Annotated in this window: 18 protein-coding genes; 5 read left to right on the top strand and 13 right to left on the bottom strand. The window is 51.8% G+C overall.

Features of this window, described 5'->3' with window-relative positions; all coding sequences use genetic code 11:
• Nucleotides 1–23 precede the first annotated feature (23 nt).
• Entirely contained in the window at nucleotides 24–728 is a 705-nt protein-coding gene (locus tag AWR27_RS02080) for a hypothetical protein (protein WP_077129658.1), read from the top strand.
• On the opposite strand, the gene AWR27_RS25660 is transcribed toward AWR27_RS02080, so the two are convergent.
• The 6 genes from AWR27_RS25660 to AWR27_RS02060 form a co-directional block, all read right to left on the bottom strand.
• A complete protein-coding gene (locus tag AWR27_RS25660) occupies nucleotides 725–1,348 on the bottom strand; it encodes a T9SS type A sorting domain-containing protein (protein ID WP_232325950.1) in 624 nt (207 codons plus the stop codon). The genes AWR27_RS02080 and AWR27_RS25660 overlap by 4 nt on opposite strands.
• Nucleotides 1,333–3,981: a putative type IX secretion system sortase PorU2 gene (gene porU2 / locus AWR27_RS02075; RefSeq protein WP_232325949.1), complete on the bottom strand. Its 2,649-nt coding sequence runs from the start codon at nucleotides 3,979–3,981 to the stop codon at nucleotides 1,333–1,335. Before porU2 ends, AWR27_RS25660 begins: the two co-directional genes overlap by 16 nt.
• 40 nt (nucleotides 3,982–4,021) lie before the next feature.
• Nucleotides 4,022–4,189: a hypothetical protein gene (locus tag AWR27_RS25165; RefSeq protein WP_157579083.1), complete on the bottom strand. Its 168-nt coding sequence runs from the start codon at nucleotides 4,187–4,189 to the stop codon at nucleotides 4,022–4,024.
• A gap of 300 nt (nucleotides 4,190–4,489) precedes the next feature.
• Nucleotides 4,490–6,052 (bottom strand): T9SS response regulator signal transducer PorX, encoded by a 1,563-nt coding sequence (gene porX, locus AWR27_RS02070; RefSeq protein WP_077129657.1) that lies wholly within the window; start codon nucleotides 6,050–6,052, stop codon nucleotides 4,490–4,492.
• A 307-nt stretch (nucleotides 6,053–6,359) separates the two neighbouring features.
• Nucleotides 6,360–9,431, bottom strand: coding sequence for a T9SS type A sorting domain-containing protein (locus AWR27_RS02065; RefSeq protein WP_077129656.1), 3,072 nt, complete (start codon nucleotides 9,429–9,431; stop codon nucleotides 6,360–6,362).
• A 45-nt stretch (nucleotides 9,432–9,476) separates the two neighbouring features.
• Nucleotides 9,477–9,956 carry a hypothetical protein gene (locus tag AWR27_RS02060; protein WP_077129655.1) on the bottom strand — a complete coding sequence of 160 codons (480 nt, stop codon included), beginning with the start codon at nucleotides 9,954–9,956 and terminating at the stop codon, nucleotides 9,477–9,479.
• 407 nt (nucleotides 9,957–10,363) lie between these two features.
• Between AWR27_RS02060 and AWR27_RS02055 the strand changes: the two genes are divergently transcribed.
• Genes AWR27_RS02055 through AWR27_RS02040 form a run of 4 tightly spaced genes read left to right on the top strand, consistent with a single transcriptional unit; the run spans nucleotide 10,364 to nucleotide 13,578 of the window.
• A complete protein-coding gene (locus tag AWR27_RS02055) occupies nucleotides 10,364–11,491 on the top strand; it encodes a LysM peptidoglycan-binding domain-containing protein (RefSeq protein ID WP_077129654.1) in 1,128 nt (375 codons plus the stop codon).
• Nucleotides 11,492–11,704, top strand: a complete 213-nt coding sequence (locus AWR27_RS02050) for a hypothetical protein (protein WP_077129653.1) — start codon at nucleotides 11,492–11,494, stop codon at nucleotides 11,702–11,704.
• Nucleotides 11,705–12,487: a TIGR02757 family protein gene (locus AWR27_RS02045; RefSeq protein ID WP_232325948.1), complete on the top strand. Its 783-nt coding sequence runs from the start codon at nucleotides 11,705–11,707 to the stop codon at nucleotides 12,485–12,487.
• 59 nt (nucleotides 12,488–12,546) lie between these two features.
• Entirely contained in the window at nucleotides 12,547–13,578 is a 1,032-nt protein-coding gene (locus AWR27_RS02040) for an aldose 1-epimerase (protein ID WP_077129652.1), read from the top strand.
• A gap of 46 nt (nucleotides 13,579–13,624) precedes the next feature.
• Here AWR27_RS02040 and AWR27_RS02035 read toward each other — a convergent pair whose 3' ends face one another.
• From AWR27_RS02035 to AWR27_RS02010, 7 genes are all read right to left on the bottom strand, one after another.
• Nucleotides 13,625–14,737: a mannonate dehydratase gene (locus AWR27_RS02035; protein WP_077129651.1), complete on the bottom strand. Its 1,113-nt coding sequence runs from the start codon at nucleotides 14,735–14,737 to the stop codon at nucleotides 13,625–13,627.
• 33 nt (nucleotides 14,738–14,770) lie between these two features.
• Entirely contained in the window at nucleotides 14,771–16,366 is a 1,596-nt protein-coding gene (locus tag AWR27_RS02030; RefSeq protein WP_077129650.1) for a SusD/RagB family nutrient-binding outer membrane lipoprotein, read from the bottom strand.
• Nucleotides 16,367–16,398: 32 nt separating this feature from the next.
• Entirely contained in the window at nucleotides 16,399–19,827 is a 3,429-nt protein-coding gene (locus AWR27_RS02025; RefSeq protein WP_083732725.1) for a SusC/RagA family TonB-linked outer membrane protein, read from the bottom strand.
• Nucleotides 19,828–19,868: 41 nt separating this feature from the next.
• Nucleotides 19,869–20,849 (bottom strand): FecR family protein, encoded by a 981-nt coding sequence (locus tag AWR27_RS02020; protein WP_077129649.1) that lies wholly within the window; start codon nucleotides 20,847–20,849, stop codon nucleotides 19,869–19,871.
• A gap of 43 nt (nucleotides 20,850–20,892) precedes the next feature.
• A complete protein-coding gene (locus AWR27_RS02015; protein WP_077133743.1) occupies nucleotides 20,893–21,513 on the bottom strand; it encodes an RNA polymerase sigma-70 factor in 621 nt (206 codons plus the stop codon).
• Nucleotides 21,514–21,777: 264 nt separating this feature from the next.
• On the bottom strand, nucleotides 21,778–21,918 hold the full coding sequence (locus AWR27_RS25460; protein ID WP_198045092.1) for a hypothetical protein: 141 nt from the start codon (nucleotides 21,916–21,918) through the stop codon (nucleotides 21,778–21,780).
• A gap of 49 nt (nucleotides 21,919–21,967) precedes the next feature.
• Nucleotides 21,968–23,200, bottom strand: a complete 1,233-nt coding sequence (locus tag AWR27_RS02010) for an ice-binding family protein (protein ID WP_077129648.1) — start codon at nucleotides 23,198–23,200, stop codon at nucleotides 21,968–21,970.
• Between the last annotated feature and the right edge of the window lie 21 nt (nucleotides 23,201–23,221).

Genomic DNA, 23,221 nt, shown 5'->3' with positions numbered 1-23,221 from the left:
AGAATTTGTAATTTCGGCCCGTTATGCGCTCGTTCTATCGCTTTATCGGATTCGTTTTCCTACTGCTCTTAATCGGTTTGGGCGAAAGCTGCCGTTCTGACGAAGCTACGCCCGCGCCCGACGACACAGCTTATTTTCCGCTGCAAGTCGGCGATTCCTGGATTTATTGGGTAACGCAGCAAACCTACTCTGTATCGGGCAACGTTGTAGAGCGAACGTTTCAGTTGCAGCAAAAAGTAATCCGCTCGTTCAGTCAGAATGGGCAACCGTTTTTCATAATCGAAGAATCCATTCGCAACAACGACCGGGCCGACTGGCAAATAAACGCCATCCGAACGGTTTATAAAAATCCAGCAGAAGTCGTTGTACAAGACAACAACGTGCCTAAACGCCGGCTGCTGTTCCCGATTACCACGGCCACATCCTGGAACGTGAACGCCTACAATGCCAGCCCCGATACGCTGCTGCGCTACGAAGCACTTAATCAGCCATTTCGTGTGGGTACGCGCCAGTTCGACCAAACGGTGACGGTTGTAGGCCGCAATGATTCGACATTAGTTGATCTGAATCGGTATCGACAGGTTTACGCGCTCAACATCGGGTTGGTCTATCAGGAAAACGAATCGCTGGCTTTCTGCCAGACTACACCCGACTGCATCGGCAAAGGCATCATTGCGTCGGGCCGTCGGCAGCGGTGGTCGCTGCTGACCAGCAACCGGTTGCCCTAACGTTGCCAGATCAACTTGCCAGTATGCCGTTCGGTACGACCGTCGCCCCAGGTCAGATGGAGCCTGTAAACGTACAGGCCAGGTGCAGGAGCCTGCCACAGCATACTATTGCGTCCGGTTGTTACTGACACGGAATAAACACCTATCTCCCGGCCTGCCGCATCATAAATCCTCAGCCTTGCGTCGGTGGGTAACTCGCGCACGTTCAGGTCCCATTCAAACCGGGCATACGTCTGGGCCGGGTTCGGATATACTCGCACGGCAATAAGCTCATCAGAAGCTATAGTATTGACAGTGAGTCGATAAGGGGGCTGTGTTCGATTGCCGGCAGCGTCTTTGCCAAACACCAGCAGTTGATACGTCTGTCCGGTATCGAGCTGTAAATCGCCGTCGACCTGCACCTGATTAGCCGACGTTGCCGACACCGATACCATACGGGCGGGCAGTTTTCGCAGGTCGCAGGTTTCGCAGGCTTTCAGGTAGATTTCTACCGCGCTTGTGTCACTTATCGACAGCGGGTTTTCGTCCAGCAGCAACACCGATACGTTGGTTTTCTGCCCTACCACAGCCTTATTTTCACGGATGGCCCCGTTAACGAATACGGTTAGCTGAGGTGCCACACGGTCGGGCAGGGCGTTGGGGGATAGCTGCTGCTATACTGCGCTTTCGCCCAATCGATCTGGAGCGTAGCCCGGTTATTGGCTTTGGTCAGTTCTGTAAGTTGGTTGTCCGGGTCGATAATTACGTCGATGCGCTGTAGCTTCTCATCTTTGGGCAGCGTGTACACCAGCGTATCGCGGTAGCGGAAACCAGCCTGCTGAATCAGTTGCGTAGTGGTGGTAGCCCCGACTTTTACAATCGAAATACGCATGGATTGGCCCGGCACAAAGCGGCCTGCGTTGGCAAGTGGCACCACCAGCCGAAGCGAGTCGCTACTGCCGAGCGAACGGCCAGCCACCAGCGACTTCAGGAAAAGTTGTTTGGCATCGACGGCGAAATCAGGACTTGACAACGGAAAAAGCCGCACGGCTGGGTCGCCCTGCAACACCATCTGCGTAATAACCGACACATCGAACGGGTCTGTGCTTTCCCGCTCAACAGCCTGATTTACCTGCTGCTGAACCTGCCCTATCGACGCGCCAAGCGTGGCCGGATTGTCGAATAGATAACCGTACAGTTTTGTCAGGTAACGCGTGGTTGGGTATTGGTAACTCCAGTACGAATGCGCCAGTACCGATACGGCCCCTTTGTCGGGAGCCAGCAGCCAGTCGGTCGACAAGGTATTGAACCGCGAGAAAATTTCGCCTACGCCACAACCGTTGAAAATCATCAGCGGGTAGCGCGAATTCCGAAAGCCATTTTCGGGGGGCGAAGCAAAGCCAAAATTCACGTCGGTTACGCTCGGCCCCGCATGGCCGAAAAACGTAATCAGCCCTACCCCATCGTTCACCAACGGCGCAATATTTATTTTCTCGACTTCGGCGGTAGTTGTTTTATAAAAAACATTGACCGAACCGCCCAGCAAACTGGTAGTAAATAAATCGGCTAAGCCGCCCAGATCGGCTTTCAGACTTTGGATTTCGCCCGGATTTTTACCCCCGCTGACATGCACAATCTGCTTACGCCACAGGTCGTTGGGTGTGTTGGTTTCAAACTGCTGTACCTTTCGTAGGTAGTTCAGCACCTGCTCGTTGGCTGTAGCCGTGATACGACCGGTTGGGATGGCGGGCGTATTGATGGGATAGCCGCGCAGGCCCGCCGTCAGCAACACGTCGGAACCGGGGTAGCCAATGGTTGGCACCAAATTGTCGGGGCTGGTTTTGGTGGTGTACGGGTAACTGTTGGCCCGGCCAATCAGCAACAGGTTGTTGATAGATGACCGACTCAGCATAAAATTGGCAAACTGCCGAAGAGCCAGCGGGCTGCGTTCGCCGTAGTTGAACTGGTCGTACAGCGAATCGGCCTCTACTACAAACGGCACATGCCCACCCCCCGATGCCGACGACCGATAAGCCGCATACGCCACCGCCGACGACCGTAGCGATGCGTGCGTAATAATCAGGTAATTGGCCGACACCGGAAAACTATTCCGAAACCGGACCGAACGCAACGCTGCGGGTTTTTGAAACTGATTTGTGAGCAGGACACTACGACCCAACCCGGCCTGCCCAACAACTACCTGCGCCCGGTTGTCAGTAGGCTGCACGACCAGCCACCGACAGGCATACGGGTCGCTGATGTCGTAGGCTACGGCATTAGGAACCGGGTTGGCAACACTAAGCAAAGCCGTTTGGCGCGAGCCGGGTGGCAGACGAAACAGTTTGGCCGATTGCCCGCCCATGTCCGTAGTCTGCGGGTACGTCAGTGTCAGATAGGCAAGCGAAAAATTATTGGTAGCCGCCGTTTTTTGGGCTTGGAGCCGGACGCTAAGTTGCTCTCGCTGAATTGATTCTGGCTTCACTACACCCTCAAACGACTCCGATAGAAAGCCATAAGACTGGAGTTCGGCAATGGGTTTTTCCAGAGCCGCATCGGTCTGTACGGAAATCTCATGATCGGCATTGTCGCGCCCATTGACCATGCCGCTTAGTGTGATGGGCCACGCAGCCCGCACCCGATTCACAAACGGCAGCGTTACGATGCCCACCGAGTCATTTTTAATGATGGGACCGGTCCAGCCTTCGCCGGGTTCGTAAAAACTTTGCTGCAAAAACGGTTCAATACTTTTCAGGTTATTGAACGAATAATCGCTGGTGAACGCCCGAACGACGGTTTCAACATGAAACGGTTCGGGCGCAAGACCGATAGCCGCATCGTTCCGCTCAACTACGCGCCGACCCGGTTGGCCGGGGTTATACGTCAGGAAACAGGCGGTAGTGTCGGAGAAGAGTGTTTGGTACGGATGCAGACGTTTTTGCGGGCGATACAGGAGCGAATCAGACGCGCCATCGTGGCCTGTGGCATAAAACTCAATGTAATCGCCTGCATCGAACCGCCCATCAGTCTGCCCCACGACGCGCATAGCAACCTCGCGGCCCCGGTGAAATAACTGCCAGTTAATGGGATTAGTCTGCGTCAGTGTAGCGTCGGCAACCCGAATGTCGCTGTAGCCAACGCGGTAGATGCCCGTCTGAACAATCGAGATTTTTACATACGATTGTGTCGAATTAATCCACTCATTACCAAACGGTTGCTGCGCTTTCGTCAAAAACGAAACCAGCAGGCAAAACACAATGCAAAAGCCTGTTCGCATGATGGTTACGTAATGATTGGGCTACTATCCTGAACTAAAATCATGCCGACTCTTTTACCTGTTTTTTGCTGGCGGCAATCAGGCTTTCAAACTCGGTGTGGCTGACTGGTCGGGCATCAGGGTAGTTTTCCAGCCGGTTTATCTCCGTTGGGGTCAGTGTTTGCCTGATTACGTGCTGCTGCTGCTTCGTCGTTAGTTTCTTCCGCATAGTATTTTTTCAAAGCGGTTTGTTTGGCTCTCCAAACGTTAAAAATGCGAATCACACCATCCCTTACCACGAAGATAACACACAGTACGCGCATTTGATTACTTACGCCGGTAAACTCTCGTCCACTGGCCCGAACTTTATCAACTTTTTTCAAATTCCTTTCGTCCCATTGAAACAGCATTGGTTACTTTACTAATAGCAAGTTGAAGCTGCTATATAAGTAAGTAGTGTGTCTTTTGCAAAAAAGGCAGGCAACATCTTAAACGCGTTGCCTGCCTTACAGTATTCTTGAGATGCGTCTTACTTCGACTTCAGATATGCGAATGGAATAATGACTTCTTCGAGCGACACGCCCCCATGCTGGAAGGTGTTGCGGTAATGGTTCACGTAATAATTGTAATTGTTCGGGTAGGCGAAGAAATAATCCTCAAGCGTGAACACGTAGGCTGTCGATACGTGCGGCTTCGGCAGAAAAAGCCGTTCGGGTTTGCGGCCTACGAACAGGTGATTGTCGTCGAAGCCGAGGTTCTTGCCCTGTTTGTAGCGTAGGTTGGTGTTGGTTTCGCGGTAGCCGACAATCTTGGCCGGTTTCTGCACCCGAATCATGCCGTGGTCGGTTGTGACAACGAGCCGCCCGCCTTTGGCCGCAATTTTCTGTACGAATTCGAGCAGGGGCGAATGCAAAAACCACGACCGCGTAATGCTGCGGTAGGCCGATTCGTCGGGGGCAAGTTCTTTAATCATCGCCATGTCGGTGCGGGCGTGGCTGAGCATGTCTACGAAGTTGTAGACCACAACGTTCAACTGATTCTGCAACAGGTTGTTGAAGTTGTCGACCAACGATTTACCCTGATTTACGTTCAGGATTTTGTGGTACGACATCTTGATGTCTAACCGGCTCTGCTGAAGCTGCCGACGCAGAAACTCATCTTCGTGGTTGTTCAGCCCCTCGTCCTCGTTATCGTCGTTGACCCACAAATCGGGATGTTTGCGTTCCATCTCACTCGGCATCATGCCCGAAAAAATGGCGTTGCGGGCGAAGCCGGTGGTAGTGGGCAGAATCGAGTAATACGGACTTTCTTCTTCAACCGTAAAATAATCGGCCAACAGCGGCTCAATGGCTTTCCACTGATCGTAACGCAGATTATCGATCAAAATGAAGAATAGGGGGCTGCTGTCGCCCTGCGTCAATAACGGAAACACCTTCTTGCGCATCAACTGATGCGACATGACGGGGCTGTCGGCTTTGGGGTCGTTGAGCCAGTCTTCGTAGTTGTCCATGATGAACTTACAGAAGGTGGCATTGGCCTCACTCTTCTGCATGTTCATGACTTCGCCCATGCTCTTATCCTGCGAAGCATCTAACTCCAACTCCCAGTAAATCAGTTTTTTGTACACGTCCGCCCATTCCTCGTGGTCCATGCGGTCGTTGTACTGCATCGAGATGTTCCGAAAATCCTGCTGGTAGCCAATGTTGGTACGCTCAGTTACGAGCCGTTTGTTATCCAGAATCTTTTTTACCGACAGCAGAATCTGATTCGGGTTGAGCGGTTTGATCAGGTAATCAGCGATTTTAGAACCGATGGCTTCTTCCATGATGTGTTCTTCTTCGCTCTTGGTAATCATCACCACGGGCAGGTTGGGGCGTATCTGCTTAATTTGTTGCAGGGTTTCCAGCCCCGTCATGCCGGGCATCATTTCATCGAGAAACACCACGTCGTAGTTAACCTGCTCGACCTGATCGAGGGCGTCGGCTCCGCTATTGACGGGCGTGATATCGTAGCCTTTGTTTTTCAGAAACAGGATGTGGGGTTTGAGGAGATCAATCTCATCATCGGCCCAGAGTATCGAATAATTTTGCATATGTGTCAAGTTAATGGAATTCTGAACCAGGATTAATCAGGATTTACAAGATTGAACAGGATTTATGCGCTTCGCTTGTTTTACAGAATCAACTAAGCGCAGCGTAGAATCTTGTGGTAATCTTGTCAATCCTGGCTAATCCTGCCGGGCCAGCGTTCTGGTTCGGATTTAACTTCTCAACGACCGTTTGTGTTCAGGTGGTTCGCTGCACTCGAAGTAAGGACGATTTTTATGATACTTTAACACAGCATACAAACGCCCAACCCAGCCACCTGAGGCCGGGTTGGGCATTTGTAGAAAGAAATCGTTATTCCTTAATCACTTTCTGCATAATGCGTTCAGTGCCCAACCGCACCTCCAGCATGTATTGACCCGCTGGCAGACTGGCAATGTTCAGCACTGGCTCGTTCATACCTGCTACGCCCGCATGACTTTGTTGCTTTACGGTCCGGCCCTGCAAATCGAGCAACTGCATCGACACCCGTTGCGCTTCGGCCAGCACAAACCCCACCGTGATGACAGTTTGGGCCGGATTAGGCCGAACCGTTACCAACGACACGTTTTCGGGCGTTGGCCCGGCAGAGGCCGCTTTGCGAAGACCGTTGGTCGAGAAGAAAATAGCCCCGTCGGGTGCATTGCCCTGCTGATACCCGCCGGGCGGGCTAATGCTGGGGAACGACATACCCCACCAGCCCGTGTTGCCTGCATTCAGGCAGGCCCGATACTGCTCCGCATCGCTGGTTTTGGTGAAGTTGTCCCAGAAATTATCGCCACGCGGGTAGTATTTATCATTTGACGAATTGGGTTCTGCCGTTACCAGTGCCCGCTTGTTATTGGGAAACTGCCGAATTTGCACATTCAGACCATTCCAAGTGCCTACGTGCCGGGGCTGGCTGAAGTCGCAGGGATTGGCTGGCGGTGGGCCACCATTGGCTACGAAGTACACCGCACCGTCGGCTTCTGTACCCTGTGAATAACCCGGTGGGGGCGTCAGACCACCCGGCAGGCTCAACCCACCCCAGCCCGTGCTGCCCGCGTTCAAACAGCCCTGCAAGTTGGCCGCGTTAGGATCGAGCGAGAAACTGCCCCAGAAGTTGTCGCCACGGGGGTAATATTTGTCCGGGTTGGAGCCGGTAATGGCCGTAACCAGCACGTTTTTGCCGTTAATGTGGCGAATCTGTACCGTCAGGCCGTACCACGTACCCACGTAGCGCGGGTCGCTGCCGAAATCGCACAACCCCGACGAGAGACAGTTAACACTGACGTGAAACGTTTTTTCGGGGGTATAACAACCGGGTTTTGCGAGTTTTACCGTGTACCGATAGTGGCCGCTGCTGGAAGGTGTGGTTACGTTGAAGGCGGCTCCTCCCGAATTGTAGGGAACGTTTGGGCCACTATACGAAAAACTTAGCCCCGAACACGGCCACGCCAGCGGACTGCTGCACGTAGCATTGAGCGTAATGGCCTGATTGCATCCGGCATTGCTCACCACATTGGGCGACACATCGAAATCACAGCCCGGATCGCAGCGGTGGGGCGAGGGCAGGTTTGCCAGCCGCCAGGCTTCGACCACGGCCCGGTGCTGGGGCGAGCAGCTAAAGAACAAATCACGAGCGGCTGATGCCGTAGCATCGCGCATATCGGCGTAGTTGGAGGTGCTGTGGGTATAGTGGCGAACGGCCCGGTACACAATCTTGATGGCATCGTCGAAGGCAATGGCATTCATAGCATGCGTACCTGCCGGGAACTGCCCCGTACAGAGCGTATGAAACCACTTGTTCATAACCCCACTATTAATGTGAACACCGCATAGATTATTCAATGAGTTGCAAGACACTGCTTGGTTAGCCGGAAACCAGTTAGGATCAACAGCGCCATATCGACTTGGTTGCCTAAAGGCTTCGGGGTTAGCCATGCTGCGCTGAGTAAATGCGCCCTGCCCATCTTCGCCTAAAGTCCAGTTCCAGTTGGAAGGATTTGTTTGGTTGCCATCGGGAAACAAATACCGCTCGAAAGCCGTGCCAAAAATATCGGCCACCGATTCGTTAAGTGCACCCGGTTCACGCTTATATTCTGCTCCTGTTCCTAAGTTGCTGTTATTTTGGGTTACGGCATGCGTGTATTCATGCCCCAGAATATCAGCCGTTACGTAGTGTACATTATTCGATTGACCGAACCCTATTGCGGCAATGTTGTCCCAACTGGCACGAGTGTCATTTATGTTAATCACCACTAATGGATACTGTCCATTGCGGTCTATTCCGCGCTGTTGCTGATCTATTTGCTCGTAGAAGGGATAAATGCGTTGTGTGAGCCAAAGAGCCATTGTACCCACCTGATGATTGGTTCCCCAATGGGGGGTGGGATTGAAAATGTCCCGTCCGTTTTGCCATAATTCCATATTGGTTGTGGCAGGACCGGGTACAGCTCCGTAGGCATCGCGCACCCGCAGATTGGTGCCGGGCAGCGACAGCCGGTATTGCTGTCCGGCGGAGGTAGAAACAGGTTCGGTCTCGAAGTTGCCTACCCCCTGTGCGCCAAAGTACCGGTTGTTGTTTACCGAAAAAGGCGTGAAGGTAGACGCTACCATCGGTTGAGCCACCAACGAATTGCCGGTTCCAGGCAGAGCCAAATGCGGACGCAACGGCAACAGGGCCGGTTGATGCTGATGAGCCGGGTTAAAACACTGACTGCTCAGCGCGGCCCGCTGAACCACCTCCCCCGTGCTGGCATCGACGTAAATCCGCTGCGGTTCGCTGGCTTTGGCGGCTTTGTTTTTCAATCCCGCTATCCGCATATCGAATGCATAGCAGAGTTTGACGTTTTGCGCCGACAGGGCTTCATCGGTGCTAATCAGCACCAATTCGCCTTTGGGCATATCGCGCCCTTTCAGCTCATCTGCATTGATGTTGAGGTCGGCCAGGGCAATCTCCAACGCTTTGCGTTCGGGCATGGGCTTACTCACGTCTGTCGACAGGCCCTCGATGATGCGCCCGTGGGCGGTTCGCAGCCGCTTATGGCGCGAGTGAAGCGTATACTCGACACCCTCGACTTTGATGTTTTTGTAGTAGAGCTGGAACGTCTGATGGCGAATTTCCCGGAAATCGGTTTCATCTTTTGTCGGCTTCAGGTGGTAGCCATTGCCGACGCCGAGTTTGTTACCAAAGCGGTTGAGGAAAGCGTCGGGGTCAATAGCTTCGGTTTGAGCATCCTGTTTAAAGTCGAGCCAGCCATTGTCGGAAGCATAACTGGTCAGGTTGAGCAGCGTTTTGTCGTTCTCGCGCAGGTATTTGGGTTTGAACTTATTCTGGGCAATGGTGGCGGTGCTGACAAAACAGCACAGCAGCCCCAGCAGCAAGGGGGCAGTAAAACGGTTCATAAACAAGGTTTAGCTACGGTGGTAAGAAACAGGGCAACCATGCCCTCACTTGATGACTTCGATGCGGTCGATATAGAGGTAGTTCACTGGTTTGGCGTCCCAGGTGGCAAAGTTGGGGTCATTATATATCTTGCCCCATACCCGGTAGGGAAAAGTAGTCACGGGTTCATCCCAGGGCACAAGAGGCACGCCACCCGCATTCTTCAGGCTCAACTTGCAGATCTCCATGACCTTCATATACGCCTTTTCGTTTTGAACAGGTAGTGTGGTGTTAAACTTTTGAGGCTGAAGTTCTTTAAAGTGGACACCGGGAGACAGGCCTCCCCTGATATTCATTTCCGCTCCATTGACATCGGCCACATGGTAGTAGCTGCGGCCCGGTTGCGCCAGGCAGCAGGTGCCGTCGTTGCAGACCAGAGGGAAAACGGGGGCGTCAATATCCGGCTCCTCTTTACGGCACCCGACACCCATGCTCAGCCATAGTACGCCCACTACGGCCATACGAAACAGTTGATTTGGTTTCATCTCATTGTATCGATTAGTTGGTTTAGACGACAAGATTACCCGTTCACTTACTAAATGTCAAGTAAAATTCAATATATTTTCTACATGATTATATGTACTTATATTGTTTATATAATTGTATAATTGCAATACGTTGACAATCAATTGATTCACATTTACACCATAATCAACAATATGCAATGCTACTATATTCACACAATAGTACAGGTTTATAGAGCGGTGGTGGTAGTCACATTTGGGTTTGCGTTGTTTGCCAGAGCATCGGATGCCCGCCGATTCATGAAACCTGTTTAGGATTTCATTGCTACAATTCGATACCTGCATACGACAACAGCCATTTTTTTGCGTTAATTTTACAAACCATGCCGCGCAACATCCACGAATAGCCTAATAGCGGCACCCAACCCATGAATACTCATTTTATTCGTCTTTCGTCAATAGCACTGCTAATTGCCTTCACCGGCAGTAGTACCGCATTTGCCCTAATCCCTTCGCCCTTTACCACTACCTCCCCTGCCGATTCGGTAGGTGTTGAGAAAAAAGATGGGAAGCGGTTTATTATTCACCGCGTCGATGAAGGGCAAACGCTTTTTGCCATTGCCCGTCGCTACAAACGGTCGGTGGCCGAGATCAAAGCCGCCAACCCCGATTTGAAAGATGCCGTGCAGTATGACCAGGTTGTGCGGATTCCGCTGCCCGATGAGGTCTTGACCCGCAAAGAAGCGAAAGCTATCGATAAGGCAATTAAGAAGCAGGAAAAAGAGCAGAAGCGCGACGAAAAGGTAGCTGTCGAAAAAACCGGAACGCCACCCACCACCCGCCCCGGCAACGACGCCCGCAAAACCGACGACCCGGCCCGGTCGGGTATTCACGTGGTCGAAGCCGGGCAAACGCTGTATAGTCTGGCTGTGCGATACGGGGTGTCGCAGGCCGATTTGCGCCGGTGGAACAACCTCCCCGGCGATAATGTGCTGATTGGCCAGGCGTTGATTGTTTCAGAAAAGGCGTATCAGGCCCGCGTACCATCGACACCAGTACCCGGCACATCGGCCAAACCTACCGATACGCCCGCCCGCCGACCCGATGCGCCTGCCACCCGCCCGGCCTCTACCAGCGAGTCCAAACCGGAACGCGCCCCTACCCCACCCGATTCACGCCGGACTGAGAACCAGCCCACCGCCAGCGCGAAACCAGGTGATAAACCCGTCGAAGAAATTGAACTCCCCCGCCCCGGCAACGATGCCCCTATGCCAACGCGCGGACGCCGGATTTCGGACAGTGGCGTGGCCGAAATGATCGAGGGGAGCGATGGGTCGGGCAAGTATTTAGCCCTGCACCGCACGGCCCCTATTGGCACGCTGGTGCAGGTTCGGAACGAGTTCAATAACCAGAGTTTATGGGTAAAAGTGATTGGCCGGCTGCCCAATACGGGTATTAATGACAAAATCCTGATTAAGCTCTCAGAACAGGCGTTCGCGAAACTTTCGCCCGAAGACCGGCGTTTCCGGGCAGAGGTGAGTTATATTGTGAAGTAGATGGAAACCAAAGAAGAGCGCATTGCCCGTCGGCACCGCAAGCGTGATGCCCAGATGAGAGCCTCGCCCGGCTACGTCACGTTCAGCATTATGTTTACGCTGGCCTATCCATTCATTGCCGTATTCACGTTAGTGATGTCGATAGCACTGGCTGCGTTTTCGGCCATCTCCAAAGCGGCTGCCTGGGTAGCGAGTGGCGGAAAAAGCCGATGAATGATGAAGTACATATCGGGCGAAGACGTCTCTCAGCAATCGGTGAAAGAGTTTTTAGATGCGAAGGCTGATCAGTACAATCAGCCTTCATTCATTGAACACGACCCTATTAGCATCCCGCACCGCTTCACGCGTCGGCAGGATATTGAAATCATGGGGTTCTGGGCGGCAGTATTGGCCTGGGGTCAACGGCCCGTAATCCTGAAAAAGGCAAACGAACTCATCGACCTGATGGACGCTGCGCCCTACGACTTCGTGCGAAATCATCAGGAAAGCGATCTGAAACGGTTTCTTGCTTTTAAACACCGCACCTTCAACGCGACCGACGCACTCTATTTCCTGCATTTCTTTCACAACTACTACCAACAACACGATTCGCTCGAAGATGCGTTTGCGGGCGACACGGTTGAGCAGGCTCTTATTAACTTTCACGACCGGTTTTGCTGTGATCCATTTTTTCCGGAGCGAACGCGGAAACACATTGCCACGCCCGCCCGTAATTCATCCTGTAAGCGGTTGCTGATGTTTCTGCGCTGGATGGTTCGACAAGACAACCGGGGCGTTGACTTTGGTTTGTGGACGCGCCTGCAACCCCATAAACTCATCATGCCTATCGATGTACACGTAAACCGCGTGGCCCGTAGGTTAGGCTTGCTCAACCGGCCACAAACCGACTGGAAAGCCGCCCTCGAACTCACGGAGACCCTACGGCAGTTCGACTCAGCCGACCCCGTTCGATACGATTTCGCCCTCTTCGGGCTGGGCGTTGACGGGGAAATGTGAAATTCTAAAAACAAAATCACGGCAAATCTGATAAATCTATTAAATCCTGGTTCAGACTCATGCCATTCCAAATTACCACCCAGCCTTTTGGCACACTACCCGACGAAACCGAGCCACTCATTGAGTACGTTCTCGAACATACCGAAACGGGTGAATTTGCGACCATTATTCCGGGCTTCGGAGCCGTGCTGCGTCGGTTGGTGCTGCGTCGGAACGATGATGTGTACGCCCTGATTAAAGCACCTGATTCGGCGCAATCTTTATTCGCAGACGAAAGCTACGCCAGTGCGCTGCTGTATCCATTTCCGAGCCGAATCCGGCACGGCATATATCGGTTTGAAGGCGAAGACTATGCGCTGGCAATGAACGAAGTGAGCCGCGATAATGCGCTGCATGGGTTTGTACATGGCCGCGTATTCTCGGTTATAAGTCAGGAAACCACGCCCAACTATGCCCGGCTTACCCTCCGATACGACTACGCGGGCGATACGGTCGGCTATCCGTTTCCGTTCTCGCTAACCATGGTTTATGAACTGGCATTAGCCAATCGGCTGCTACTCGGTAGTCACGTCGAAAATGACCAGATGTGTGCGCTGCGCGTTAGTTATGCTGCCTTGAATACGGGTCCTACGCCTTGCCCGGCAGCTTTTGGCTGGCATCCGTATTTTACGTTCACCGAAGAACCAATTGACGACCTGACGCTGTCGCTACCCGCCCGGTCGCAGATTACGTTAAACGATTCCATGCTTCCATCGGGCAAACAACCGCTCGAAAACGCCGAAACGTTCTCATTGCGCGACCGCGAACTCGACACGCCCTTTGCTGTTGAGCCAACTGGTATTCCGGCTGTAGGCCAGCCATTTGCCGAGACGGTACTGACATCGACCAAAACCGGGGCCAAACTGATCGTAGGGCAACAAACGGGTGCGGGCAAGCTCAATTATTTAGTGTGTTACACCCCCGGTCGGCGCGACAGTATAGCCATTGAACCACAAACGGCCAGCGTAGATGCGTTCAACAATGGCGATGGGTTAGCCGTTCTGAACCCTGGCGACGTACTGTCAGGATCGATGTGGGTACGGCTGGTGTAATGCCAGATTCTTTTTCACAGCCATGCCTTTTGATAGACTAACCGTTTTAACGCAGCGTAGAGCTTTTGCCAATTGATTCCAGCAGACCCCGCATGTATCCGATGGCAAACAACGTACCGATGGTCATGTATCCCGGACGCGTGTTTTCTTCCCCGGCCATTGTCGGTACATGGTCTGGGCGTATAGTCCCCTGAAAACCAATATCATAATACGCTTTCATGGCCCTGCACATGTCGATCTGGCCCTCATCGTGGAATGTTTCGGTAAACTTGAATTTTCCGCCCTGAACGTTGCGAAAATGGACAAAGTTGATGTGTCCGGCTTTTCCCCACCGATGAATGAGGGCTGGAATGTCGGCACCCATCAGCGAGAAATTACCCTGGCACATGGTAAGCCCGCTGTATTTGCTGGGAACTAATTTCAGCATCTTATCGAAATTTTCGACCGTGTTCATAATGCGGGAAATGCCCTGGATACTGTCAACCTGCGGGTCGTCGGGGTGAAGCGATAAATTCATCCCGATTTTTTCCGCTTCGGGCACAACGGCTTTCAGAAAATACGTGAGGTTATTCCACAACGCGTCTTTTGAGACTTCTCCGTATTTGGTGAGGGGTTTGTTCTTGATGTCTTCGTAATCGAAGGCGGTTACTAAAGCTCCTCCGCGACCCGGAGCGTCCATCTTCGACCGGAACCAGCTTATGACAGGCATCCAGTTATAGCAGATCACATCTACGTCGCTGTGTTTTTTCAGGTTCTTCATGAAGGTGATAAAATTTGCTATCTCCTCATCGCGTCCTGACAGGGCTAATTTGGTTTGTTCGCCTAAGCTTGGTGGGCCTTCAACCACGGTCCATTTCATACCCAGTTTGTCCCAGCGTTCTTTGGTCGCCTTGATGGCGTCAGCATCCCAGGGGTTCAGATTGGGCTGGCGTTGCACCCCCGACACTGCGTGCATCACGTCCATTTGTTGCGCCAACGGCACCCGTGGCGAATCGGGCGACATAGCCAGCGCGAATTTCATTCCAAAATCTTTCATGGAATCCCTCGCTTCCAGCCGGTCGCGCCTGGCTGACCGGGTAGCTGCCATAAGGTCGCCTGTAGAGGCTATGGTAGCCACAGCGGCCCCCTGTTTGAAAAAGGTTCGACGGTTCGTTTTCATACGTAGTCGTAGAATAGGGTTTGTGTGTAAGGGTTATCGCTTATCCCACCAGACAGGCGTGGTATACAAATCAGGTCCCTGACGGGCTACTACTGCCTCGTAATTCTCTTTGTTGAGCGTGGTTTCAGAAATAGGATAGCGTAGCCGAACCAGTGGCGCCCCACCCGTGAAGTTGCCGGGATACGTAATGGGACTGAGTTTGGGATAGCCCGTTCGGCGCCAGTTCGACCAGGCTTCAAAATTGTCGGTCCACATAAAATGAGCCAGATAAAACTGATTGTGGATTTGCTCCATTTTGCCGTCAAACGTAGCCGCGTTGAGTGGTTGGGCCGCCAGATACGCATTGATATCGCTCGGCGAAATCACCACGTTACCTGGAAACAAGGTAGTTGATTGCATGGAGGCCGTGATGGCTTTTCTAAAATGATTCTCCGCACTCGACGCATCCCAGCCCCGCAGAGAAGCTTCGGCCAGCAGAAACTCCACTTCGGCATAACTCTGAAAAACGGTTGGTGCGTTGAGGCTGGCAATGGTGCCCGTGTTTGGCTCCGAATAATTAACCAGCATATCATTGCTCCAGTCTGGAATAACCTGCTTAATCGTATTGGCATCGTACCCATTGGGCAGTCCTTTCTGCAATTTGGGGTTAGTGGTGACTGGCAGTTTCTCGTTTTGTATGCTCAAAATATTACCTTCCCACAACGTAGCATAGAAAGGAAGTCGCGGGTCGTTACGTGCCTGAAGCATGTCGATCAGCGTTTTTGCCAATTTCACCGGACCTTTTCCCCGATTGGATTCAGGAAAGCTTTCGCGCTTGAGTTCAGCCGCATCCCAATTTTGCGTATTAGGATTACCAGCCACGTGGTTGAGTTTGGCAATGTCAGCGTTGCTGGTCATGACTCCCCCGGCAATGGCTTTTTTGGCCCAGGTTTCGGCGGCTTTAGCATCTACTTTGGTCAGCCGCATGGCTAACCGCAGCATGAGCGAATAGCCAAAAGTTTTCCACTTTGCCACATTGCCCTGAAAAACCACGTCCGAAATGCCGTAGGACGGTTTGGCGGGGTCTAACTGCCCAATTGCTTTTTCGAGTCCGCTAAGCATAGCCGGATAAATATCCGATTGCCTGTCGTACTTCGGCTTATACGTTTTGGTTAGATAGCCCTGCCCTGCTTCGGTATACGGAATGTCGCCGTAAGCATCGGTAACCCGATGCAGGGCATAAATCCGCCAGATGTTGGCGATAGCATTCAGGTTAATCTGATCGGGCTTACCCTCGGTGGCCGCAATTACTTCCTGCAATTCTTTGATATGCACCGAATATGCGGTTTCAAAAAAGTCGCCGAACTGACCGCTCTCCACGTACTTGTCTCCGGCCCAGTTGGTGCCAAGCGAGGCCATGTATTGCACCACGCCGGCAAAATATTTGATATTGGTTCGGTTGCGGTCGTTTGTACCCGTACCGGCTGTCCGAATCAGGCTATACGTGAAGAGGTTGCCCACAACGGGTGTAGTGTAGGCATTGGGATTTACGTTCATTTCGTCGAACCCCTGATCGCAACCCAACGATACCCCGATGAGGAGCAGAAGCGTAAACAGAGATTTTTTTTGACAGTACAGTATCGTCTTCATGTCTTTAGAGTACACAGATGAGACTTTGTTCGCTAAAAGCTTACCAGCAGGTTCATGCCAAAACTCCGGGTGCTGGGCAGACCGAAGTTTTCTAAGCCTTGTCCGTTGCCATTTGAGTAGCCCGATTCAGGATCGATGTTACGGGCAGCGTTGTAGAGAAGTGCCAGATTTCGGCCAACCACCGAAAGGCTGGCCGATTGAATGGGTGTTTTGGCAAACAGACGTTTGGGAATAGTGTAGCTAAACGTCAGGGAACGAAGTTTAACGAAATCGGCACTGCTTACAAACTGATCGGTGAGCGTGGCCCAAATAGCCGAATAGTACGTCTGAGCCGGTACGGTTGCGCTATACTCAGCCCCTCGCTGGTCAACACCCGACACGGCAATACCGGATTCCCGAACGCCGTTTTCAACCGTGCGCCTGTCTAATCCAAACTGAGTACCGTAGGCGTTGGTGGCCGAATAAATCTGCCCGCCAAATTTGCCATCGATCAGTAAATCAAGTGAGAAGTTTCTGTAATTGAGCCTGTTGTTGATGCCCATAATCCAGGGAGGTACTCCCAGTCCGAGCGGTTCCAAAGGCCCCTGCACGGGAATACCATTGGCACTGTTATAAACGGTTCTGCCGTTAGCATCCACTCTGGGCCGGTTTCCCGCAATCATCCCGAAAGGCCGACCTTCGAAGTGGTAAATTCCGCCATTCTGGGTGCGGGTGGTTGCCCCGTCGATAAACAGTGAAGTTATCCCATCCGCAATTTTTACCACCTTATTGTTATTGTAAGCCGCATTGTAGCTAATGTCCCACGACCAGTTGGCTTTACGGAAGAGCGTACCGGTCAGCAACAGTTCGACGCCCCGGTTACGAACCTGCCCCACGTTCAGTGCTGTTCGGGCATAACCAGACGAGAAAGGCACCGAGGCAAACACAATGTCGTTGGTAGTAGAACGTTCGTAGAAGGTCAGATCAACGCCTACCAGATTCCGAAAGGCTTTCAGGTCAACGCCTATTTCAGTGGTGGTAGAGGTATACGGCACCAGTTTATTCGGTATCACATTCCCCGTCACGTTCATCAGCGTGGCCCCTAAGTGCTGCTGTGCCTGTGGCGTGTACGTGAGCGTTAGCCCGTATGGATTCGGCGCACCGCCCCCCACCTGCGCCCACGACGTGCGAACTTTAGCGTAGTCTAACCAGGTCGGATGCGACTCCCAGTGATTGGTGAGGACATAACTCAACCCAACCGACGGATAAAACAGGTTGTTGTTTTCTTTCGACAACGTAGAAAACCAATCCTGCCGACCTGTGAAGGTAAAAAACAACGTGTTGTTATAGTCGATATCTGCCGAGACAAACAGCGAGTTAATGGCAAACTCCTGATAGTTGACAGTAAAATTCTGCCCACTTCCATTGCCAATAAAATACTGGAAAGGCACATTGAAAAGACCGCTGCTCAGCGTCCGGCCATCCACTTTATTATGCATCTGATTGCCTCCGACCAACGCGTTGACATTGATTTTCCCGAAAGCTTTGTTCAGGCCAATAAGTGCTTCAGCGTTCGTTTCCGTGGCAATGCTCAGATCCGTAGTCATACTGCCCCTGTCATTGAAAGCAATGCCCGACGGTTCTATGTTATAGGCATCGAAATTTAACTGATCCATCCCCAGCCGAACGCGCCCATACAACCAATCGGTGATATTGTATCGTGCATTGAACGAGCCGATAAACCGACGTCGGGTGTCGCTGTTGCGTACTTTATCGACGGCGAAGTATGGATTGGTGGCGTAGATGTAATCGCTCCAGATCACCTCCGTGCCATTGGCCGTATAACCGGGTGCCAGGGTACGAACGTCGATGTTGGTTGCTATCAGTTGGGTGGCGGCATTGGGGTTTTTCGTGAAATCAGCCGTATGGACACGGTTTTTGTTTTCTTCGAGGGTGTACTGCACATTGCCCTCGAACAACAGCTTTTTGGCTAAATTGGCGTTGGCACTGAGGCTGAATGTTTTTCGATTCAGCGAATTGTTGGGCACGATGCCCTTATTGTCCATATTAGCCGCCGAGAAGCGGAACCGGACAGCTTCATTACCTCCCGAAAAAGCCAGCGTGTTAGAAAAGGTTGTGCCATTGTTATAAAAGTTTCGGATGTTGTTCTTCTGGGCTTCGTAAGGTCTGATTTGTCCGTCGGGCTGAACCACGGGCGACCCATCTAATTTGGCTCCCCACGACATCCGCCCAAACGCAATGGCTTCGGCCTGTGAGGTCGGGGCTTTCCCGCGTGAGCCAGACCCGTATTCATATTGCCAATCCAGCAAATCACGGGGCGTTTCTACGGTGAGCGTTGTGTTATACTCAACACCAATGCCTTTCTGGATATTTCCCGATTTGGTGGTAATTAGAATGACCCCATTGGCGGCTCGTGCGCCGTAGAGGGCGGCTGCGGTACCTCCCTTGAGTACGGTAATCGTGGCAATGTCGTCGGGGTTGATGCTGGTCAGGCCGTCGCCCCGGTCAATGCCGCCAAACGTACCGGGTGCCCCCTGATTGTTGTTGTTGATCGGCACGCCATTCACCACATACAGCGGCTGATTATTGCCATTGAGCGAGCCATTCCCCCGAATTACCACCCGGCTCGACCCACCTGGCCCCGTAGCCAAACCGGTAGCGTTTACACCGGCAATACGCCCAACCAAAGCGTTTCCCAAGTTCGTTTCGCGGGCTTTGATAAGATTATCACCACCAATCTCCGTTACAGCATACGACAGCGCGGCCTTATCGCGGTTGAACCCCAACGCCGTAACAACCACGTCGCTCAGCGTCTGTGTTTCTACTTTCAGCGTAACGGCGATAACCGACTGATTGCCTACTTCAACCTCCTGCCTGATGTATCCTACAAAACTGAAAACCAACACATTGTCGGCAGGCTCAAGACTGATCCTGAAATTACCGTCGGCGTCGGTATTGGTGCCTTTCAGGGTTCCTTTTACCAGTACGCTGACCCCCGCCAGCGACTCACCTTTTTCGTCGGTTACTTTGCCGGTAATGGTTTTGTCGACCACCTGCTGAAATATCTCCAACTCGCTTTTTAGTGCGGGCGCGGCTTTTTCGGCTTTCGGCTTTGGCAGAATCAGATACGAATCAGCGTTCATCTTTCTATACGTGAGATTATACGCTGGCAGGAGCTGATTCAGGCATTTTTCAATATCGGCGGCAACTGGCATAGCCCCCGCAGAAATGTATACTCCCTCAACCGACTTACGTTCATACATAAGGCTGACCCTGAATTTGTTTTGCAACAGGTCAAGGGCCGCTTTGAGGGGTATACTTTGGGGCTGTTCGGCTGACGCATGAACTCGTTTATCTACGTGTGCCAGAACCCCTACCTGGGCCATTCCCGACAAATTAGGCAGACTGAGTAGCCAACACCCTAACAACATGGATAGCTTGTTTCCCGGAAACGTGTGCATGTGTAAAGAGGTTTAGGGTTTACGAATTGGTTGTGCTTCTTTTATGGCTGAAAAACGACAGTGTTGCCCCGGCGTTCAACACGGACATTGAGCAGCAACGCAATCGATTGTAACAGTTCATCCACGCTTCTGGCGTTAAATGAACCCATTAGTACGCGTGCAGCCAGAGCCTGATCCGGAATTTGCACCCGAATACCGTACTCCTCCTCCAACTCGTCTCCAACTTGCCGGAGCGTAAGGGCATTAAAATCAAACCGGTTTTCTTTCCACTCGGCCCATTTCGTCTTCTGAGACCGAACTACCCAGCGATGATGCGCATCGAGCCGGGCTACGTCGTTTGGGTTGAGAATTAGCGACTGCTCTACATTACCTACCCGGTCCACCAGCTTTACCTTACCGCTATGAAGCCGGACCATTGCCAGACGTGGGCTGGCGCGAACCGAAAAAACAGTTCCCAATACGTGTACTTTCCAATTGTGAGACGTGTGCACGATAAACGACGTGTGCATACGCGTATGGACAACCTCGAAATTAGCCCGCCCACGCAGCCAAACTTCGCGCTGCCTATCGGTAAACCCCCAGCGCGGAACTTTCAGCGCAGCATTTCCCATCAGGCTTACCCGGCTGCCATCGGCTAATGTTACCGTCTTCTTTTCACCATAGGCAGTCTGATAGACCCGGTATTGACCCCATTCGCTGCGCCACCAGAAACCAATTCCCAGAATCAATACTGCACAGGCTGCGGCCAGCAGCGTGCGAAGTGGAAAAGAAAGAAACGCCAACGCTACAGGCCGTTCGACCACGACAGGGGGTTGGTTCGGCTCATGCTGCTCCATAAAATCGCGAAAGACAACAAACGCTTTTTCCGAATTATCTTCGCATAGCGCGTGTTGACGCTCCCACTCTTCCAGCCATTCATAATATTGCTCTTCGTTGCCTGGCTTACGGAGCCAGATCTCAATAGCTGTACGCTGTAACGGACTTGCCTGTCTGGCAAACAACTGAAACACATTCTCTTTCATCGACGAAGTTTTCAGAGTTGATAGAAACTGGATAAAGTTTGCTCTATGAGGGCCAGTAGCTACGAAGCCCTTTTCGCAGCATGTGCAGTGCCTTGCTGACGTGCGCTTCCACCGTCTTAATCGATACGCCCATCTCATCGGCGATTTCCCGGTACTTTTTACCTTCAAAACGGTTTAGCATAAACGCCCGACGACATTGAGGAGACGACGTTTCGAGGATAGTATCGATCAGGCCAATCAGTTCATCAAACTGAACGACGCTGTCGGGAATGGGGTCATTCGATATCTCTGCCCAGCTAATTTCTTCGTGTCCCTGTATCTCAAGCCGCAAATAATTGTAAGCTTCATTCCGAACGGCTCTGAATAAATAAAACCGGTAAGACGTGCGGATAGACGCATACGCCTGCGTTCGCCACATCCGGCAAAAAACCTCACTGACAATATCTTCTGCTAACTCTCGGGAGTATACGAAGCGGGTTGCATGATTACAGAGAACCTGATAATAGTATCGAAAGAGAACTTCGCAACCTGCCTTAGCACTTTCGGCAAACGCTAACCTGATAAACAGCTCCTTGTCCCAAACCTGTTCGGGTTCGTTGGCTACCTTAGACAAACGACGGGCAGCGTCGTTGTCAAGGTCTGGTTGCAGGGGCTTTATGCGCATCAGCATTTACCAGAAAAAAACAATATTATCTTAGAAAAAGTCAGATTACTACCTACAAGACAACGACCAGTAAAAATACCCTATGAATTTTTTGAAGTTTTTTTCAGCACCTGTATTTTCGGGCTTCCCCTGCTGCTCACCCAATACCCTGTTTTCTGGCTTAAACATCATTCTATCGGATTTGGAGCTTACCTGAAACGACGAATGGCCTGATAAACCAGCAGTGTGGTTCATCAGGCCATTCGTCGTTTCATTAGTTGTTACCTATATGAAACCGCCCATCCCATCGACGTTCGAGCCGGTTTTCAAGGTGAGTTTTTTCAGGTTACCCAACACATTAAGTTTGGGTGTTTTGTATGCCTTCTTAGGCGGGAGAGTTGGTATATGTACAGCCTTCGTTTTCATAAGCACAGAGTATTAAATGTGGTGAATCAGTAATTAGGCAGGTTTATACCTACTCGACAACCAGACGATGCTGGCGTACCTGGCCTCGCTCTTCAACCGTGAGAATATAAACCCCCGCTGACAACTTGTCGGTAGTTTTCAGCAGAAGATTACCCGATTGAATACCTGTTCTCTGAAGGGGAAGGATACGACCGTCCACACTGAAGAAACCCAGTTTTGCCGTCTCCGGCTCATCGATCCGGAGTGCAAACCGACCATCGCCAAGAGCCGGGTTTGGAAATATGCCATAGGCGTCGTCTCGCAGCACTACCGACACGGCGGGATAGATGGTCATTTTGCCGTTGAGATCTGTTTGTTTCAGGCGGTAATAGCTGGTGCCGACATATGGCGTCTGGTCGGTAAGTTTGTAGTTCTTTAAAGCACTACTGTTGGCTGCGATTTCGCCTACTTCGCCTACCTTAACGAAAAGCTGTAGATCCTTACTGCGCTCAACCACAAAACCTCTATTGTTGGTTTCTAAGGAGGTAGTCCAGGCAATATCGACTGTACGGTTAGCTTGCGGCTGGGCCGTAAAGGATACTAAGGATACAGGCAACGGTGCTGCCACGTTAGTTACTGTGTTAGCATTTAAGGTGATTGCCCCACCAATAGACAAGCCCCTACCATTGAGAGAAGCCCCCGTTGCCAGAACAATAGCACCATTGACCAGGAAAGTACCCTGTAAACTGGAACTGGTTCCGGCTGTAAAAGCTCCATCTACCTGAAAGAACACATTATTGGCCGTGGCACCATTGGTAAGCGCAATATTTGAACTTGTGGCTGTCGTTAACGCACTGCTTAGCTTAACAATAAATATACCTGATCCACTCAACGTCAGCGTTCCATTTAAAGTGGTTGGGGATGCCGTATTCTGGCAGGAAACACCCGGCGTAAGCGTTTGCCCCCCTAATTCAGCAGCAACAACCCTGTCGCAGGTAAGCGGGGTTAACGAGTTGTACGCAGCTAACACATCGCTGGCGGCCTGCACAGCTTCGGGAGAACCCGGTAGACGTTTGCTGCCAGTCAACGTCCCTGGAAGAAAACCATTGAAGGCTCCTACATTCGTGCCTACGTCGCCGGTTACCATCGTACTGTTACCATTGACTTCGAACGCTCCGTTGGCAGTAAAAAAGGCAAAACCAGCCGTTGTCCTTAAATTAGGAGCCTTTGTCTGAGCAAAACTCCCATTCACAAGCGTGGATAGCGTTATGGTAGTTAATAGAAGTAGAAAAGTTTTTTTCATTTTTGTTGAATTTTAACGTTC

It is taken from the genome of Spirosoma montaniterrae (assembly GCF_001988955.1).
GTDB classification, from domain to species: Bacteria; Bacteroidota; Bacteroidia; order Cytophagales; family Spirosomataceae; genus Spirosoma; species Spirosoma montaniterrae.
The sequence above is the reverse complement of the archived record's forward strand: the minus strand, read 5'-3'. Positions and strand labels throughout refer to the sequence as shown.

Coding starts and splice junctions, on each gene's coding strand:
- AWR27_RS02080 (WP_077129658.1), top strand. CDS start 24: ATGCGCTCGTTCTATCGCTTTATCGGATTCGTTTTCCTACTGCTCTTA.
- AWR27_RS02010 (WP_077129648.1), bottom strand. CDS start 23,200: ATGAAAAAAACTTTTCTACTTCTATTAACTACCATAACGCTATCCACG.
- porU2 (WP_232325949.1), bottom strand. CDS start 3,981: ATGCGAACAGGCTTTTGCATTGTGTTTTGCCTGCTGGTTTCGTTTTTG.
- AWR27_RS02065 (WP_077129656.1), bottom strand. CDS start 9,431: ATGAACCGTTTTACTGCCCCCTTGCTGCTGGGGCTGCTGTGCTGTTTT.
- AWR27_RS02030 (WP_077129650.1), bottom strand. CDS start 16,366: ATGAAGACGATACTGTACTGTCAAAAAAAATCTCTGTTTACGCTTCTG.
- porX (WP_077129657.1), bottom strand. CDS start 6,052: ATGCAAAATTATTCGATACTCTGGGCCGATGATGAGATTGATCTCCTC.
- AWR27_RS02050 (WP_077129653.1), top strand. CDS start 11,492: ATGGAAACCAAAGAAGAGCGCATTGCCCGTCGGCACCGCAAGCGTGAT.
- AWR27_RS02035 (WP_077129651.1), bottom strand. CDS start 14,737: ATGAAAACGAACCGTCGAACCTTTTTCAAACAGGGGGCCGCTGTGGCT.
- AWR27_RS02020 (WP_077129649.1), bottom strand. CDS start 20,849: ATGAAAGAGAATGTGTTTCAGTTGTTTGCCAGACAGGCAAGTCCGTTA.
- AWR27_RS25165 (WP_157579083.1), bottom strand. CDS start 4,189: ATGCGGAAGAAACTAACGACGAAGCAGCAGCAGCACGTAATCAGGCAA.
- AWR27_RS02060 (WP_077129655.1), bottom strand. CDS start 9,956: ATGAAACCAAATCAACTGTTTCGTATGGCCGTAGTGGGCGTACTATGG.
- AWR27_RS02040 (WP_077129652.1), top strand. CDS start 12,547: ATGCCATTCCAAATTACCACCCAGCCTTTTGGCACACTACCCGACGAA.
- AWR27_RS25460 (WP_198045092.1), bottom strand. CDS start 21,918: ATGAAAACGAAGGCTGTACATATACCAACTCTCCCGCCTAAGAAGGCA.
- AWR27_RS02045 (WP_232325948.1), top strand. CDS start 11,705: ATGATGAAGTACATATCGGGCGAAGACGTCTCTCAGCAATCGGTGAAA.
- AWR27_RS02025 (WP_083732725.1), bottom strand. CDS start 19,827: ATGCACACGTTTCCGGGAAACAAGCTATCCATGTTGTTAGGGTGTTGG.
- AWR27_RS02055 (WP_077129654.1), top strand. CDS start 10,364: ATGAATACTCATTTTATTCGTCTTTCGTCAATAGCACTGCTAATTGCC.
- AWR27_RS02015 (WP_077133743.1), bottom strand. CDS start 21,513: ATGCGCATAAAGCCCCTGCAACCAGACCTTGACAACGACGCTGCCCGT.